Source organism: Burkholderia sp. LK4 (genome assembly GCF_001043615.1).
GTDB classification, from domain to species: Bacteria; Pseudomonadota; Gammaproteobacteria; order Burkholderiales; family Burkholderiaceae; genus Burkholderia; species Burkholderia cepacia.
In genome coordinates this window covers 74,864-89,155 of record NZ_LDUL01000036.1, presented here as the reverse complement: position 1 = coordinate 89,155, position 14,292 = coordinate 74,864, and the positions used below count along the sequence as shown (strand labels likewise).

Below are 14,292 nucleotides of genomic sequence, written 5' to 3'. Positions count from 1 at the left end.
TTCATGAAACGGGCGCCGGTCGGAGTACGCCGGCTCGTGCGTTCGCGATGGACGCGACACGCACCGGTGTGCGCCACGCCGCAACCGGCGAAACCGGTGTCGCCGCGTCGTCGAACGACGGCGGAGCCGAGCGGCGGACAGCGGCCGCGCTGGGCAACGGCAGGCCGCCGGCCGTGATGCTCGGCGAAGCGAACGCCGGCTGGTCGGCGCTTTTCAACCACTGATGCCCGCACACTACCGGGATTCACCATGATCAAGACGCTCATTTCCTGTATCGCGCTCTGCACGGCCGCGACGGCCTTCGCGCAACCGCAGGACGGAACGGTCGCGGCCTGGGCCGCGAAACCCGCGCACACGTGGGCCGCGCCGACGCACATGATGCTGATGGACGCGACGCGCGCCGGATCGCGGATCGTCGCCGTCGGCGAGCACGGCATCGTGCTGCTGTCCGACGACGACGGCAAGACCTGGCGTCAGGCGCGACGCGTGCCGGTGTCGGCGACGCTGTCGGCCGTGTCGTTCGCGGATGCGAAGCACGGCTGGGCCGTCGGCCAGTGGGGCGCGATTCTCGCGACCGACGACGGCGGCGATACGTGGGTCACGCAGCGGCTCGATACGTCGGTCGACCAGCCGCTGTTCTCGGTGCTGTTCACGAATGCACAGGACGGCATTGCCGTCGGCCTGTGGTCGCTGATGCTGCAGACCCACGACGGCGGCAAGACGTGGACTCGTACGACCCTGCCGAAGCCGCCCGGTGGTGGCAAGGCTGACCGAAATCTCTATCACGTGTTTGCCGACCCTTCTCATGCGCTCTACGCCGTGTCGGAGCAAGGGATGGTGCTCAAGTCGGCCGACGGCGGCGCGAACTGGAATTACCTGCCGACCGGCGGCAAGGGCACGTTGTGGTCGGGTGTCGCGATGCCCGATGGCCGGATCGTGGTCGGCGGCTTGCTCGGCAGCCTGTACCAGAGCAGCGACGGTGGCGCGAACTGGACGGCCGTCGACAGCCGCACCCGAAGTTCGATCACCGGTCTGATCGATGCGGGCGACGGCCTGGTCGGCGTCGGGCTCGACGGCCTGGTATTGAAGCAGCGGGCCGCGTCCGCGACGGTCGAGGTCGCGCAGCGCCCGGACCGTGCGACGCTGACCGCCGCGCTGCCCGGCAAGGGCGGCGCGCCGATTCTTTTCTCCCAAGACGGCGTGCTGGTCGGGCCATAGGCGGACGTTTTTGCATCCGTCTCGTCAAAGACAGGATCCGCCAACACAACTCGAACACAGACACACGCGGCATCTCTCGGACTGTCACGGTCACCGGCGCCAACCGGCAAGATTCGATGGTTCTCGCGCGCACGCTCAATGCCATTCTGGCGACACCGGGACTGAGCGGTAAGCCGATCCCACGTTTTCCACTGCAGGGACGGGGTACGGTGCATCGGACCGCCGGCGCCGGTATCGCCGGGCAGCGGCATGCGACCGAGCAGCGTGCCGACGCCCTGCAGTCGCTTGATGGGCGGCTCGTACAGGAAGGGCGGCACCTTCTCGGTATGCCGCGCGATGAGCAAGAAGCGTTTCCGGCTCTGCGCGAGACCGCCGACATCGCCACAGTCGTGCGTCGTCTCGTTCACGGCATAGCCGTAGTGACTCTCGGTATCAACGCGACACGCGGTTGGCCAGGGGAAATCCGGCCGTTGTGTCGCCGACGCCTATGTATTGGCAAACGCGCCGTACAGCTTGGTTGCGAGCAACGGGCCGGATTCCCGGACTCAACGCGGCGCAAAGGACTCAGAGGGTCGACGCGGCCGCGAGACATGGGAAGCGCGGGTCCGCCCGCTGTCAAACTTCTTCGATATCATCCGCGCTAACGCTCGATAGGTCTCACCTAGGCGTTCGATCGAATACCGACGCAGCCCTCCGTACTTCGGCCTTGGACTATCGCGCCGCGCGGTAGCGTACCGGCGCAATGCCGAGGCATATCACGGCGAGTCACGTGAAATAAACTTCAATAGAATTAATCAGGAATCCAATTCATATAACAGACATTGGCGCCGAAAAGTCTGTGGTAGCCATAGGGAATTCCAGGTTCTGTACGCGTGCACTTCTGGTCACGTGTGTACCGCTGAATTGCGAGAGCGGGCGCTGGAGCAAGGAGATGCCGGCTTGATGCAGTCAACAGTCGCCCACACGCGACTTCAGCGCGCAGCAGCCGGTGCATCGGTCGGTGGTTGATCGCGTTGTAGCGCTGAGGGCGTGTGGCGACCTCTTCAAGCTATTGTTTCATTGAGGAATATTCGCAGGCGTTCGCGGCCGGCGTGGGCCCTTGCAAGTTCCGATTTGAACGAAAAAATTCCAAGTTGGACGCATCTGACATCCCGCCCGCTTGCTCCCGTGAAATTGTCATGCTAGTTTTTCATGAAATTTCTCGGCAAGAATTTCACGGGAGTCCGCATGTTCGTGCAGTCCGACCGTCACGTCGCAAGCTACTACGCCGGTACGTATCCGGAGCCGATCCCGCATCGTCCGGAACTGGATGAGCGCATCGACGCCGACGTGCTCGTCGTCGGCGCGGGGTTCAGCGGGCTGCATACGGCGCTGCGCCTTGCGCTCGCCGGCAAGCGGGTCGTCATGCTCGAAGCGAGCCGCGTCGCGTGGGCCGCGTCGGGCCGCAACGGCGGGCAGGCGCTGCTCGGCTGGTCGTGCGACATGCAGCCGCTCGAGGATTCGCTCGGCCGCGACGGCGCGCGCCTGCTGTGGGACAGCATGCGCTGGGCCGCGACCGAGGTGCGGGAACTGCCCGGGCGGCATGGTTTCGACATCGACTATCGGCCCGGCAGCCTGTGGGCGGCGGTGCGGCCGCGCCGCGTCGTGATGCTCGCGCAGGCCCGCGACGAAGCGGCCGAGCGCTGGGGCTACGACCGGCTGCGCGTGATCGAGCGGGCCGACCTGCCCGAATGGATCGGCGGCACGCGCTATCTCGCGGCGCTCTACGATCCCGAGGCCGGCCACCTGAACCCGCTGAAGCTTGCGCTCGGCCTCGCCCGGACGATCGAGCGCGCGGGCGGCCGCATCTTCGAGCAGAGCCGCGTGCTCGACTGCCGCGAAACGGCCGGGGGCCACGTCGCCCGCACGGCGCGCGGCGAAGTGCGCGCGGACGTCCTCGTGCTGGCCTGCAACGCGTATGTCGACCGGCTCGATCGCGACCTCGCGCGCCGGCTGCTGCCGGTCGGCACGTACCAGGTCGCGACCGCGCCGCTCGCGCCCGACGTCGCGCGTTCGCTGCTGCCGCGGAACAGCTGCGTGATCGACAACCAGTTCGTGCCCGACTATTTCCGGCTGAGCCCCGACAACCGGCTGCTGTTCGGCGGCGGCTGCACGTATCTCGGCGGCATCCCGGCCGATATCGCGGCGGCCACGCGCCCGCACCTCGAACGCGTGTTCCCGCAGCTGGCCGGCGTGCCGCTCGATTACGCGTGGGGCGGCCATATCGACATCAGCATGCGCCGCACGCCGGACATCGGCCGCCTCGGGCAGCGTTTCTGGCTGCAGGGTTTCTCGGGGCACGGCGTGCTGCCGACGCTCGCGGGCGCGCGCGCGGTGGCCGACGCCGTGCTCGGCGACGAACGCCTGCTTGCGCAGTACCAGCGCATCCGCAACCCGCGCTTCCCCGGCGGCGACCGGCTCGCCGCGCCGCTGGAAGCGGTCGGCAAGGCCTGGTACCGTCTGCGCGATACCGTTTGACTGCACCGGAACCCACCATGAACGAACAGGAAGAGATAGAAAGCCTGGCGATCCTGATCCGCGACCTGCGCAAGCATCGCAAGGTCACGCTCAACGATCTCGCGGAACGGATCGGCCGCTCGGTCGGCTTTCTGTCGCAGGTCGAGCGCGGGCTGTCGCGCCCGACGGTCGCGGATCTCACCGCGATCGGCGAGGCGCTCGGCGTGCCGACCACCTATTTCTACAGCCTGAGCAAGCCGCGCAGCGTGCCGTGGGTCACGCGGCCCGACGAGCGGCGCACCGTGTATTACGCGGCCGGCATTACCGACATCCTCGTGTCGCCGAACATGCGCTCGCGCTTCTCGATCCTCGAAAGCCATCTCGCGCCGGGCGCGAGCAGCGGCGAGCGGCCCGTCGACGACAGCGACGAGCAGGGCGGTTTCGTGCTCGAAGGAGAACTGACGATCTGGATCGACGGCGACGACACACCGGTCACGCTCGGCCCGAACGACGCATTCCAGCTTCCCGCGCACAAGCGTTTCCGTTATGCCAACCTGACCGACGCGCCGACGCGCGTGATCTGGGTATTCACCTGAGTGGTCGGCGGGGCGGGCGGCATGACGGGCCGCCCCGCCACGCAGCCTGTTTGCAGTACTGATCGACATGATGCATGCGACGTGATGCATGCGCGTGAATCCGGTTCGCCGCGCTGCGGCACCGCCATACAAGACATGGAAAGGATGAGACATGGCTGACGTCGTTCCCGCGCTGGTCGGTGAAGTCCGCGCATTCCGGCAGGCGCACCCCGAGATCCGTTATGTCGACCTGATCTGCCTCGACCTGCCCGGGCATTTCTACGGCAAGCGCTACCCGATCGACGCGCTCGAAAAGGTCGCGTCGGGCTCGTTGCTGAAGCTGCCGCAGAATTGCGTGCTGCTCGGCACACAGGGCGGCCTCTACAAGATCGGCGACTACTGCTTCAACGACGGCGACCCGGATGCGCCGCGCCGGCTGATTCCCGGCACGTTGAAGCCCGTGCGCTGGGAGCGGCAGCCGCTCGCGCAGATGCTGATCAGCTCCGACGGCACCGATTCGCCGATCGAGTTCGAGCCGCGCGAGGTGCTCGCGCGCGTGCTGCGGCGTTTCGCGGCGCGCGGCATCCGGCCGGTCGTCGCGTTCGAGCTCGAGTTCTACCTGTTCGCCGCGCAGCTTGCGGAAGGGATGCCGCAGTATCCGCGCGACCGCCTGAGCGACGATCGCGACGATCAGCCGAACATGCATATCGAGCGCCTGTCGCGCTTCTCCGACGTGCTGCACGAGATGGTCGAGGCTGCGCGCGAGCAGGGCGTCGACGCGACGGTGATCACGGCCGAGCTCGGTCCCGGCCAGTTCGAGATCAATTTCGGCCACACCGACGATGCGTTGCGCGCGGCCGACTGGTCGGCGCTGTTCTGCCGCAGCACGCGCGGCGTCGCGTTGCAGCACGGCTATCGTGCGAGCTTCATGGGCAAGCCATACCTGCATGCGCCCGGCAGCGGGATGCACGTGCACGTGAGCCTCTACGACGATGCGGGGCGCAACCTGCTCGCGGCGGACGGGCAGCAGCCGCTGCGGCACGCGGTGGCCGGATGCCTCGCGGTGCTGCCGCACTGCATGCCCGTGTTCGCGCCGAATCACAACGCGTTCCGGCGCTACGGATCGATGGTGAATGCGGCGAGCCGCGCAAGCTGGGGCTTCGAGGATCGCGATGCGTGCATCCGGATTCCCGAGTCGGATGCACGCAACCTGCGGATCGAGCACCGGCTCGCGAGCGCGGACGCGAACCCGTATCTGGTGCTCGCCGCGATTCTCACGGGGATGGAGCATGGGCTCGATGCACGGATCGAGCCGATCGCGCCGCTCAACGAGGATCGCGGCAGCGGGATCGATTTCCCGAAGGAGATGCTGTCGGCCGTCGCGGCAATGCAGGATCATCCGGCCGTGCGCGAAGGGCTCGGCAGCGAGTTCGTGATGGTGTATTGCGAGAACAAGCGGCAGGAGGAGCTGGATTTTCGCAATGAAATCGGCGCGCGGGAGTATCGGTGGTTTCTGTAAGCGGATGCCGACACTCGTGCGTCTTGTCGTCAGCGCGCCTGCGCCATCGGCAGGTGCGCGCCCCACGCGTTTGTCAGGGCCTCGATTTCCGCGACCGGGTCGATCTGTTGTCGCGCGCTATCGTTCACGTTCTCGCCGAACAGCAGGTGTGCAAAATCACGCGCACGCTCGGTGATTGCCGTGGTTTTCGAGCGGCGCCGCAGCGTGAAGGAGGCGAGCGAGGCATCGAGGTTGCTGTCGTTGCGTGCCGCGTGCTCGTCGAGGCAACGGGCAAGATGCCACGCGTCCTCGAGCGCCTGGCAAGCGCCTTGTCCGGAGGTCGGTAGCGGGGCGTGCGCGGCATCGCCGATCAGCAGCACGTTGTCGCGGTGCCACACGTCGACCGGATCGAGATCGTGCACGTGGATCTTCGTGATCGTGTCCGACGGTGTCGCACGTATCACGTCCGCGACCGGGGCCGGCCACGCAGCGAAGCGCCGTTCCAGCATCGTCGCAGGATCGCTTTCAGTCACCTCGCCCGGGCCGGTTTCGGGCCATGCCGCCGCCCAGTACATCCGATGCCGGTCGATTGAGACGATGCCGAAGCGCTCGCGCACACCCCAGTAGTCGAATACCGACACCTCGTCGACCAGCGGCACATCACTTTGCGCAATACCGATCCAGTTGACGAATCCCTGGTAGACGGGCGTGTTGTGACCGACCACGTAGTGTCGCGCGACGGAGTTCATGCGGCCGTCGGCGCCGATCACGAGATCGGGGGCGATCGTCGTTCCGTTGTCAAAGTGAACGATGGCGCGGCCGTCCGTTCCGGTTTCGATGGCCGTCGCCCCGTGGCCGAAGCGGACGTCGATGCCGCGCGCGGCGACGTGCCGTGCCAGTACGGCCTGCAGGTCGCGCCGCAGGATCGAATACGTCGGGAAACCCATGCGGCGGTCGAGTGCGCGGATATCGGTAGCCTTGAGCGCGGTGCCGTGCCGGTCGATGCGTCGCATCGCGTGCAGGTGACCGCCAACCTCGACGATGTCCGGCAGCAGGCCGAGTTGCTCGAGCACGAAGCCGGCATTCGGCCACAGCACGACGCCCGCGCCCATCGTCGATTCCGATGGCCGGCGTTCGTACAACCGGATCCGGTGGCCGCGTTCGGCGAGTGCGAGTGCGGTGCTCATGCCGGCAATGCCGGCGCCCAGAATGGCGATTTCCATCGTGCTCCTTCCTTGTGTCGTTCGCGTGCTCGCCGGGTCGCGGGTTCGCGCGTCGGCGTCGCATTGACGGGATGAGCATCGTAAATTATGGTCTCGCGCGGGATAAGCCGTGAAAATCGGCACGCTTTGATACCTGAAATGGGCTAATGATGCGGAGCAAGCTGGATCTGAACGCGGTGCGTGTGTTCGTGGCGGTCGTCGACGAAGGCAGCTTCGCCGGCGCCGCGCGCGTGCTCGAGATGCCGGCTTCCAACGTGAGCCGTCACGTGGCGCAACTGGAGTCGAGGCTCGGTGTGCGTCTGCTCGAGCGCAGTACGCGGCACTTGCGCATGACCGAGGCCGGGCGTTTGCTGCACGAGCGCGCGCGACCGATGCTCGATGCGCTGATGCAGGCCGAATCCGAACTGACGTCGCAGCAGACGGAACTGCGCGGCGTGCTGAAGCTCTGCGTGCCCGGCGAAATCGGGCCGCGCATGCTCGGGCCGATCGTCGCGGAATTCGCGAGCCGTCACCCGCGCGTCGAAATCGACTGCGATACGAGCCTCGTCGGCGTGTCGACGCTGCGCGACGATATCGACCTGTCGATCATCGTCAATCGCGGGAAGCTGGACGACAGCGCATTCGTCGTCAGGCCGCTCGTGAGTTTGCCGAGCATCGTCGTGGCCGCGCCGTCGCTCGTCGCGCGAGTTGGCTTGCCGACCCGGACGGAACAGCTCACGCAACTGCCGTGCATCACGACGTTGAGCACGCTGAAAGGGCAGCCGTGGCAATTTGCCGACGGTGAAGGGCGGATTCACAAGATTCCGGTGGCGAGCCGGTATCGCGTCAATAGCGGCGAGATGGCTGGGCTGGCTGCGGTGAACGGGATCGGCTTCGCGATTCTCGTCGAGCGCGCGTGCGCGGTCGAACTGGCCGAGGGGCGGCTGGTGCGCGTGCCGCTGGAGATGGCGCCGGCGCCGCTGGAGCTGCTTGCCGCTTATGCGAGCCGGAATTCGGTCAACGCGAAGATTCGCGAGTTGCTGCGGATGATGCAGGCGCGGCTGGCGGTGGAGGCGGCGAAACCGTCAACGCGATCGCTTCGGTAACGCGCGCCAATAGCGCACCTCTTCGATAGGAGTCCCGTCGATCTCGAACGTCTTGATGTCGTCTTCGGCGACGAAGCCTTCGCGTTCGTAGAACGCCCTGGCCCGATGGTTCTTGAGCAGAACCCACAGCGACACCCACGCATGGCCCAAGTCGTGCAACGACCGGCATGCATGGTCGACCAGCGCCGCGCCGATCCCCCGGCCGCAATACGACGGGTGCAGATAGATCGCTTCGATTTCTCCCCACGCACGATCCTTGTCGGTGTCGCGTGTCGGACCGTAGGCGATCCAGCCTGCCGGCGTGTTGTCCGCGACCGAGACCGCGAGTGCGACGTGCGGCCGCCCGGCGTCGAACGCACCGCGCCACGAGGCCGTGCGCTTGTCGACCGACAGGCCGGCGAGGAACGCCGCCGGCATGATGTCCGTGTAGGTCGCCTGCCACGATGCGACGTGGATGTCGGCGATGGCCGGCGCGTCGGCGGAGGTGGCCGTGCGGATGTCGATCGCCATCGTGTTCGGTGTCACGCGTGCCTCGTCAGATCGTGTGCCGTTTGCCGCGTTGCCGCGCGCGGGATTCATTCCGCCGGATCCAGGCTGCCGTCGATCGCGAAACGGTAGCCGAGGTCCACTTGCGACGCGTCGCCCGGCGTATCGGTCCGCTTCAGCACGAACTCGAACGCGGGCTCGAACCAGCCGTTGCGCGGCACTTCGCCACCGAGGACTTCGACGTCGTACCAGCCGTTGTCGAGGTCGATCACGGGCCGGCCCGGTTCGCGATAACGCGCAAGCAGTGCGTTCACCGATTCGTCGTTGAAGCGTTCGAGAATGCGCCACGTGTAAAGCATCACCGAACGGTGTTCGACGCGCAGCACGTATCCGCCGCGCCGATGCTGCAGGCGGCTTCCGGCCTTCAGCAGTTCGGGCGTGCCGTCGTCCAGCGTGAAGATGACCGTATACGGATGATTCTCGATACCGGCCAGCGGAATGACGACGCCTTCGAGCACGGCGTTGTCGCCGCTGTCGCCGGTCGTGAACGCGGACGCGACATTGTCCGGCAGCCGATGTGTTTCCTTGTAGCGCTTCAGCAGCAGAAGATCGCCGACGAGGAAACAGTCGATCAGGTCGTTGAGGACTTCGGAGAATTCATGCCGCATCGTCGTGTCTTTCGAAGGCGGCGTGCCGCGACCTGCACGGCGGCACACCGCGTCCGGCGAGCTTACTCGCCGAGCCTGGACGTCACGCAACCCGTGCTCGAGCACTCGCGCTCACGCTCGCGCAGGAACGACAGCCGCGACTGAGTCATGTCGTTCGCGCACTGGATGTCCACGAGGTAGCTGTTGTTGCGCGTTTCGCTGCACTGCGCATCGCGTTGCTTCAGCCACGCGAGCTGGCCGGCCTTCAGCGCGGCCTGCTGGTCGCCGCTCAGTTGCTTGCGCAGGCGGCCGTATTCGTCGTTCAGATCGCGATCGGACTGAGAGAACTGCGTGCTGGTGCAGTACACCTGGTCGAACGCGCTGCGCGGCTTCCCGCAGCCGGCCGCGTGCGCGGCGAACGGAACGGCAAGCGCGAGCAGTGCGCAGGATGCGAGCAGATTCTTCTTTTTCATGGTGATGCTCCTGACTGGGTGAAAACCGTTGGGCCCGATGGGCGATTGCATCGTTTATTGCGGCGCGGTGCAAGCGTCGATCCCGCCCGCGATCGCGGCGGACAGCTTCTGGATCGTCTCGCGACGCGCAAGCCGTGCTTCCTCGTCCGGGTTGACGATCACGCCGGCCTCGACGAGCACCGCCGGAATCGGCGCGGTGCGCAGCACGACGAGATCGTCGAAGCGGTGAATGCCGAGTGCCGGGTCGATCAGCGGGCGGTTCTCGCCGCGGATCGGCTGCGCGTGATACAGCGACGGCCGTTCGCCGGCCGCGACCAGCCGCCCGGCGATCGCCTTCGCGCAACGCAGGCTTTCCGCATAGTGCGGATTGCGTTCCGACACGAACACCGAGAAGCCGCGGAATTCGCGCTGCCGGCCGGCGTCGATGAACTGCTGCTGCATCGAGTCGTGATGGATCGACACGAACAGGTTTGCGTCGGGCGCCTGGGTCGAGCGCTGGTCGAGCGAGATCTCGCGGCCGTCGGCCGACGTGCGCAGCACGCGGTCGCCATGCGCGGCGAGTTTGTCGGCGACCGCCGCGGACAGATCGAGGTTGTACAGGTATTCGACGCGGCCGCTCGCGCCGGTGGAGCCCGGGTGAGCGGGCGTATGGCCGGTGTCGACGACGATGTAGCGCCCGGAGGCGGGTGCGGTGCCGGCGGTGGCCGCGGTGTCGGCCGCATGCAGCGCCGGCGGCACGCCGAGCAGCGCAGTGCAGGCGAGCACGCGCGCGGCGGCGCGCACGAACGGGCGAAGGCGTCGGATGGTTCGGTTCGTCATTGTTGTTGTCGAGGAGGGCATACGGCGCGTCGGACGGCGCGGCACCGTCGGCCTGCTCAATGCAGTCGGAATGTCGCGCGATTATAGCGGCTGGCGGCGGCGCCGCAATGACGGATGACGGCGGTCAGGCCAGCACGCGCCGGGCGGCCAGCATGCCCCAGTACGACGCTTCCTCGAACAGCGACAGCCCCGACAGGTCCGCATGCGCGAACACGACGGGGCCGTCGGCCTCGCGCAGCGCGAGCAGCCCCGGCCGGCTCAGGAAGCCGACGTCGGGTGTCGCCATTGCATGGCCGCGCACGGTGATCTCGAGCGCCGTCGCGTGCTTCCAGAGTTCGCGTCCGTAGACGGCCTGCAGGTCGATCGCCGCCTGTTCGCGCAACGCATCGGGCCTGGCCTGGGCGAGCCAGCGGCGCGTGTCGTCCGGCGTTTGCGTACTCAACGCCTGATAGGCGGAGAACACCGAACGCGTCGGCGGCGACATCCGGATCAGCTGGTGCGTCGACACGACATAACCGAGCGCCGCGCCGTCGTACACGACGTTGTCCCACGCGAGCGGCACGCCCGCTTCCTCGGCCGGCATGCCGTCGAGCAGGAAGTTGGACACGAGCCACGGCGCGCGCGGCGGCAGGTCGCGCGCGGGGTCGAAGCCGTATGCGCCGAGCTGCGGAAACACGCGCGCCGCGACGAACAGCTGCATCGCGCTCACGACGCGCCGCGCCTTCAGCATGAACGTCGACGGCGCACCGTCGTTGCCGACGCGCGCGCACAGCACGTCGACGCCGCCCGCGCGTTCGGTCGCGCGCACCGCGAAGCCGTCGCGCGACCACGCGCCGGAGCCGGTGCGCGCGGTGATCGAATCGCTCAGCTTCGTCACCATCGTGTGCAGCCCGTCGGGCCAGGTCAGCACCGCGCCGTCGCTCGCATCGCCCGCGTGCCCGCCGCGCGACGAGAAGTAGTGCAGGCCGGCCCACGCGGACACGCGCTCGTACCCGGCGCCATAGTCGTCGCGGCAGCAGTAGTTCAGGTACCAGTGCAATGCCTTCGCGGTGTAGCCCTCGTCGAGCAGCCACTGGCGGAACGAGCGCCGGTCCAGCGCGCGCCAGCGCGGGTCGCGCGACGATTCGGCAATCGGGATGCAGAACACCTTGCGGCCATCGGCGCCGCGCGCGGTGCGCAGCCCGTCGGTGTAGGCAAAGAACTTCGCCTGTTGCGCGAGTTCGTCTGCGCCGAGGCCGGCGGTCGGCACGATGCCGTCCTGCCACTGGCCGGCGATGAAGAGCCGTTCGTCGGGCGCATGCACGAGCGCGCGTTCGTCGTACACGGGGCGTGCGGAGAACGGCGCGGATTCGATCACGCCGAGATCGGCGAGCATGTCGCGCAGGTGCGCGGATTCGAGCGACGGCAGCGGCAGGTAGTGCGCGCCCTTTGGATAACCGAGATCGCCGAAGCGGCCGCCGGCGGCATTGCCGCCGAATTCGGGGCCCGCGAGCACCGTGAAGCGCGTGTGCCCTGCGCGCGCAAGCTGCCATGCGCACGACAGCCCGGCGGCACCCGCGCCGAGGATCGCGACGTCGGTTTCGATCGTGCCGGAAGGCGGCGGCAGCGTCGCATGATCGCGCAGCGCATGGCCTTCGCGCATGCCGGGGTAGCCGACCTGCGGCGTCGTCTCGATCCAGCCGGTGCGCCCGCAGGCGGCGAGCGATGCGGCGGCCGACGCGACGAGGAACGTGCGGCGGTCCATCAGCGCAGCACGTGCTTCCAGTCGTCGTCGAAGCGGCGCACGAGCGGCTGGTCGTTGAGTTCGTTCGGCGACATCGGCAGCGCCGGCATGTCGGCCGGGAAGTGGAACATCTCGGCGGCCGTCTGCGCGTCGAGCCAGCGGGTGGGCACCGAGTAGTGCGTCGGGACCGTGAAATCGCGGCGCTTGCCGGCGATCACGAAGCCCCAGTCGCCGAACGACGGCACGTAGCAGTGGTACGGCCACGTGTTGAGCCCCGCTTCGTGCAGCGTCGCGATGATGGTCCAGTACGCGTGCGGCGCGAAATACGGCGACGTCGACTGGATCACCGCATAGCCGTTCTCCGACAGGTGGCGCGCGAGCAGCCGGAACACGGGCACCGAATACAGCCGGCCGAGCCCGAAGTTGGTCGGGTCGGGGAAGTCGACCACGATTGCGTCGTACACGTCGGCGTTCGATTCGAGCCAGCGTATCGCGTCGTCGTTGATCACGTGCACGCGCGGGTCCTTCAGCGAGCCCTGGTTCAGCTTGACGAGCGGGGCGGACGTCGAGAATAGCTTCGTCATCGCGGGGTCGAGATCGACGAGCGTGATCTGTTCGAGGTTGCGGTGCTTCAGCAGTTCACGCACCGCGAGCCCGTCGCCGCCGCCGAGCACGAGCACGCGCTTCGCCCACGGCAGTGCGTCGATCGTCGGGTGGATCAGCGCTTCGTGATAACGATGCTCGTCGCGCGACGAGAACTGCAGGTTGCCGTTCAGGTACAGCCGCATGTCGTCGTGCCACTGGGTGAGCACGATGCGCTGGTACGGTGTCGTTTCCGAATAGATCGTCTCGTCGCCGTACACGCCGTGTTCGGCCCAGTGCGTGATGCGGTCCGACAGCACGAAGCCGGCGACGAGCAGCCCGATCACGAGCGACGCGCGCATCAGCTTGCCGCGCACGTTGCGGATCTCGTCGCGGAACAGGTGCGTCGTCCACAGCGCGACGAAGGCGTTCAGGAGCCCGAACAGGAAGCTGGTGCGCAGCAGGCCGAGGCGCGGCGCGAGCACGAGCGGGAAGATCAGCGACACGGCGAGCGAGCCGAGATAGTCGAACGTCAGCACTTCGCTGACGGTATGGCGGAATGCCTGGCGACGCTGCTGGAACGCGCGCATCACGAGCGGGATCTCCATCCCGATCAGCAGGCCGAGCGCGAGCACCAGTGCGTAAAGCGCCGCGCGGAACGGCGCGGCGAGCCAGGCGAATACCGCGAACAGCAGCGCGGCCGACACGCCGCCGAGCAGGCCGACCAGCAGCTCGATATCGACGAAGCGGTCGAGCACGTCGTCGTCCTCGACGAACTTCGCGAGCCAGGAGCCGATCCCCATCGCGAACAGGTAGCTGCCGATCACCGACGAGAACTGCAGGATCGAATCGCCGAGCAGGTAGCTCGACAGGGCGCTGCTGATCAGTTCGTAGCCGAGCCCGCACGACGCGAGCACGAGAATCGACAGGACGAGCGCACGCTTATGCAGCATGGCGCATCCGTTGTGCAGTGTTCGGCAATGTGGATATACTGGCGCGGAATTTTGTCCGCCGGCCCTGCGGGGGCCGGCCGGCGACGGGGCGGCGAACCGAGCACAAAATCCGAGGGAAAGAATGAATAGTGCCTATCTCTATGCGGTTCATTTACTGTCGGCGTTCGTGCTGCTTCTTGTGTTCGCGGCAGTGTACCTGAAGGTCACCCCGTTCGACGAACTGGCGCTGATCCGCGACGGCAACGCGGCCGCGACGCTGTCGTTCGGCGGTGCGCTGATCGGCTTCTGCCTGACGCTCGCGTCCAGCATCGCGCACAATTCCACACTCGGCGAAGTCGTGATCTGGGCCGTCGGCGCGATGGTCGTGCAACTGATCACCTATGCGGCGCTGACGCGCCTGATGCCCGGCATGAATCATGCGATCGAGGATCGCAACGTCGCAATGGGCGGCCTGATGGGCACCGCGTCGCTCGTCGTCGGCATCATCAATGCCGCCTGCCTGACCTGACGCGCC

The 14,292-nt window shown here is 67.2% G+C and carries 14 protein-coding genes and 2 pseudogenes; 8 read left to right on the top strand and 8 right to left on the bottom strand.

Translation table 11 applies throughout. The annotated features are described in order from the left end of the window. Positions 1 to 47 precede the first annotated feature (47 nt). Both VK92_RS43030 and VK92_RS19280 read left to right on the top strand, forming a co-directional pair. The gene (locus VK92_RS43030; RefSeq protein WP_231616465.1) at positions 48 to 224 is read left to right on the top strand and encodes a hypothetical protein; all 177 of its coding nucleotides are present in this window, start codon (positions 48 to 50) and stop codon (positions 222 to 224) included. A gap of 25 nt (positions 225 to 249) precedes the next feature. Continuing rightward, positions 250 to 1,218, top strand: coding sequence for a WD40/YVTN/BNR-like repeat-containing protein (locus VK92_RS19280; protein WP_048023283.1), 969 nt, complete (start codon positions 250 to 252; stop codon positions 1,216 to 1,218). Positions 1,219 to 1,388: 170 nt separating this feature from the next. Here VK92_RS19280 and VK92_RS43025 read toward each other — a convergent pair. Continuing rightward, positions 1,389 to 1,640: pseudogene (locus VK92_RS43025) on the bottom strand (DNA cytosine methyltransferase); the annotation flags it as partial. Between the two features lie 34 nt (positions 1,641 to 1,674). Between VK92_RS43025 and VK92_RS43020 the strand changes: the two are divergent. The 4 genes and pseudogenes from VK92_RS43020 to VK92_RS19265 form a co-directional block, all read left to right on the top strand. After that, positions 1,675 to 1,866 (top strand): annotated as a pseudogene (locus VK92_RS43020) (T6SS effector phospholipase Tle3 domain-containing protein); the annotation flags it as partial. A 579-nt stretch (positions 1,867 to 2,445) separates the two neighbouring features. Further along, positions 2,446 to 3,735, top strand: a complete 1,290-nt coding sequence (locus tag VK92_RS19275; protein WP_048023338.1) for an NAD(P)/FAD-dependent oxidoreductase — start codon at positions 2,446 to 2,448, stop codon at positions 3,733 to 3,735. A gap of 17 nt (positions 3,736 to 3,752) precedes the next feature. After that, complete coding sequence (locus VK92_RS19270) at positions 3,753 to 4,310, top strand: helix-turn-helix domain-containing protein (RefSeq protein WP_021163465.1); 558 nt, start codon at positions 3,753 to 3,755, stop codon at positions 4,308 to 4,310. Positions 4,311 to 4,461: 151 nt separating this feature from the next. Further along, positions 4,462 to 5,808 carry a glutamine synthetase family protein gene (locus VK92_RS19265; protein WP_021163466.1) on the top strand — a complete coding sequence of 449 codons (1,347 nt, stop codon included), beginning with the start codon at positions 4,462 to 4,464 and terminating at the stop codon, positions 5,806 to 5,808. Between the two features lie 29 nt (positions 5,809 to 5,837). Here VK92_RS19265 and VK92_RS19260 read toward each other — a convergent pair whose 3' ends face one another. Next, the gene (locus tag VK92_RS19260; protein WP_048023281.1) at positions 5,838 to 7,010 is read right to left on the bottom strand and encodes an FAD-dependent oxidoreductase; all 1,173 of its coding nucleotides are present in this window, start codon (positions 7,008 to 7,010) and stop codon (positions 5,838 to 5,840) included. Between the two features lie 149 nt (positions 7,011 to 7,159). On the opposite strand from VK92_RS19260, the gene VK92_RS19255 reads away from it, so the two are divergent. Beyond that, a complete protein-coding gene (locus VK92_RS19255) occupies positions 7,160 to 8,095 on the top strand; it encodes a LysR family transcriptional regulator (protein ID WP_048023337.1) in 936 nt (311 codons plus the stop codon). On the opposite strand, the gene VK92_RS19250 is transcribed toward VK92_RS19255, so the two are convergent. The 6 genes from VK92_RS19250 to VK92_RS19225 form a co-directional block, all read right to left on the bottom strand. After that, entirely contained in the window at positions 8,075 to 8,620 is a 546-nt protein-coding gene (locus tag VK92_RS19250) for a GNAT family N-acetyltransferase (RefSeq protein WP_060070472.1), read from the bottom strand. The genes VK92_RS19255 and VK92_RS19250 overlap by 21 nt on opposite strands. Positions 8,621 to 8,670: 50 nt before the next feature. Continuing rightward, positions 8,671 to 9,249 carry a hypothetical protein gene (locus VK92_RS19245; RefSeq protein ID WP_021163470.1) on the bottom strand — a complete coding sequence of 193 codons (579 nt, stop codon included), beginning with the start codon at positions 9,247 to 9,249 and terminating at the stop codon, positions 8,671 to 8,673. Positions 9,250 to 9,311: 62 nt separating this feature from the next. Further along, positions 9,312 to 9,701 (bottom strand): lysozyme inhibitor LprI family protein, encoded by a 390-nt coding sequence (locus tag VK92_RS19240; RefSeq protein WP_021163471.1) that lies wholly within the window; start codon positions 9,699 to 9,701, stop codon positions 9,312 to 9,314. Positions 9,702 to 9,755: 54 nt separating this feature from the next. Next, positions 9,756 to 10,520, bottom strand: a complete 765-nt coding sequence (locus tag VK92_RS19235) for an N-acetylmuramoyl-L-alanine amidase family protein (protein ID WP_048023276.1) — start codon at positions 10,518 to 10,520, stop codon at positions 9,756 to 9,758. A gap of 124 nt (positions 10,521 to 10,644) precedes the next feature. Next, positions 10,645 to 12,264, bottom strand: a complete 1,620-nt coding sequence (locus tag VK92_RS19230) for an NAD(P)-binding protein (RefSeq protein WP_048023275.1) — start codon at positions 12,262 to 12,264, stop codon at positions 10,645 to 10,647. Further along, entirely contained in the window at positions 12,264 to 13,778 is a 1,515-nt protein-coding gene (locus VK92_RS19225; RefSeq protein WP_048023273.1) for a polyamine aminopropyltransferase, read from the bottom strand. Before VK92_RS19225 ends, VK92_RS19230 begins: the two co-directional genes overlap by 1 nt. Positions 13,779 to 13,899: 121 nt before the next feature. On the opposite strand from VK92_RS19225, the gene VK92_RS19220 reads away from it, so the two are divergent. Then, positions 13,900 to 14,286 (top strand): DUF350 domain-containing protein, encoded by a 387-nt coding sequence (locus VK92_RS19220; protein ID WP_021163477.1) that lies wholly within the window; start codon positions 13,900 to 13,902, stop codon positions 14,284 to 14,286. Positions 14,287 to 14,292 lie beyond the last annotated feature (6 nt).